Below are 1,774 nucleotides of genomic sequence, written 5' to 3' on the forward strand. Positions count from 1 at the left end.
CAAGATAATCAGCAATGTTTCTACATTCAAAGGAATATTGGGTAATAAAAAAATAGGTAAAGTATCAGGCAATTGACCCATATCACTGATGGTTCGTGCCTCTGCGCCAAATACAATCGCTAAGATCGTCACTAATACGATGCAGACCAATGGCGAAGGGATAATTTTGCCAATTTTTGGTACATAAGGATAGCCATATATGATGATTAAGCCTAAGGCGACTAAGGCATAGACATGCCATAGATTTGATCCCGCTTGCGGCATCAATTCAGGAAGTTGCGACATAAAAATCAAAATGGCTAAGGCATTGATAAAGCCGATAATCACTGACTGAGAGACATACTTCATCAAGTTTCCCAGTTTCAAGAAACCAAAGACAACTTGTAGAACACCAGTCAGGACGGTTGCTGCCAGCAGATACTGTAAGCCATGGTCTTTAACTAAGGTGACCATTAATAATGCCATAGCACCCGTTGCAGCAGAAATCATCGCTGGACGTCCACCGACAAAAGCAATAACGACCGCAATACAAAAAGAGGCATATAGTCCCACTTGCGGGTCAACACCAGCGATAATGGAAAAGGCAATGGCTTCGGGAATAAGGGCTAAAGCGACGACCATACCGGCTAATACATCACCCTTGATGTTTGATAGCCACTGATCTTTGATAGTATTTAACATGTTTAACTCAGTTTTTAGTCACTGATTTATGATGCTAATAATCGATGTAATGAAAATATAATAACAAAATAGCGTGCTATGACACACTTCCACCTAGGCCAATAAGCCTATCAAATAGTTATGGTGAGAAAATGTGAGGTGCCATTTTTAGGAGTTATTAGCACCACTCGCTGTTATTTATTTTCTTCTAATAGCTTTTTTAGTCACTTAATGCATCGATTATTATTACAAATAATAAAGCAGTGTGTACACAGAAAGAGGCGTAAGACGCTCTATGAGGGGTTGATTGGCATAGGATGCAATCATTTATTGAGGAGGTATACAACTAGGGTGGCGTATTCATCTTTAAGGGAAATACCTTTTATAGGATGATTAGAGAGTAGCTCTCGTTAATGGCATATATTCTAACATAAAGATATAACTAAAGCAGCACTCTGACCGTGACCGACCTATGCTGTCAATCGCGTAGACTTCAACTTGGACAGATATTGATCATAAGCTCGTCTATGAGCACCTCAGTGCTTTATTGTATTTATAGTTGGAAACAATATATTAGTGCTATACCCCACTTTTCTAAATAAGTATTCAACATAGAGTAAATATACAATGCCATCAAACACGAAGAACGTTACTCAAGGTTGGATTAGCGGTTTCATTGGGGTGGTTATTTTTGCAGGGTCACTGTCAGCAACATGCATAACAGTTATGGATCTTGACCGTTCATTTATTGGCATGTTGATCAGCACCTTAGGAGCAGTCGTTTACGTAGTAGGTGCAAAAAAGTTTTCTGTATAAATAACGGATATTTCAACTTCCAGCATTCTAGGATGAATAGCAGCAACTTTAATAATTCAGGGTGATTGAGCAGTACCGTGCGATGGCTACTCGCTATGACAAGTTAGCCTGTCATTTCTTAAGTGCTATTCATCTGGTTTCTTGTGTCATTTGGCTTAATTGATGATACGCCCTAGGTCTTTGCCGTCATAACTTAACGGGTTCTTGCTGTTTTTAGAAATAATTAGGCGGCTTGATTGATATTGGGGTTTGATTTTGATGCGCTGCGGAATCTAGGTGGTAGCTTACTTGAGCAATC

At 39.3% G+C, this 1,774-nt stretch carries 1 protein-coding gene; it reads right to left on the reverse strand.

Annotation, left to right across the window (positions count from 1 at the left end; translation table 11 throughout):
* Positions 1-681 (reverse strand): SulP family inorganic anion transporter (locus tag VLN09_RS05620; protein WP_325244491.1); only part of this gene is annotated, 681 nt, incomplete at its 3' end.
* Positions 682-1,774 lie beyond the last annotated feature (1,093 nt).

Origin of the sequence: Psychrobacter sp. (assembly GCF_035469765.1) — a bacterium.
In the GTDB taxonomy this organism is placed as follows: domain Bacteria; phylum Pseudomonadota; class Gammaproteobacteria; order Pseudomonadales; family Moraxellaceae; genus Psychrobacter.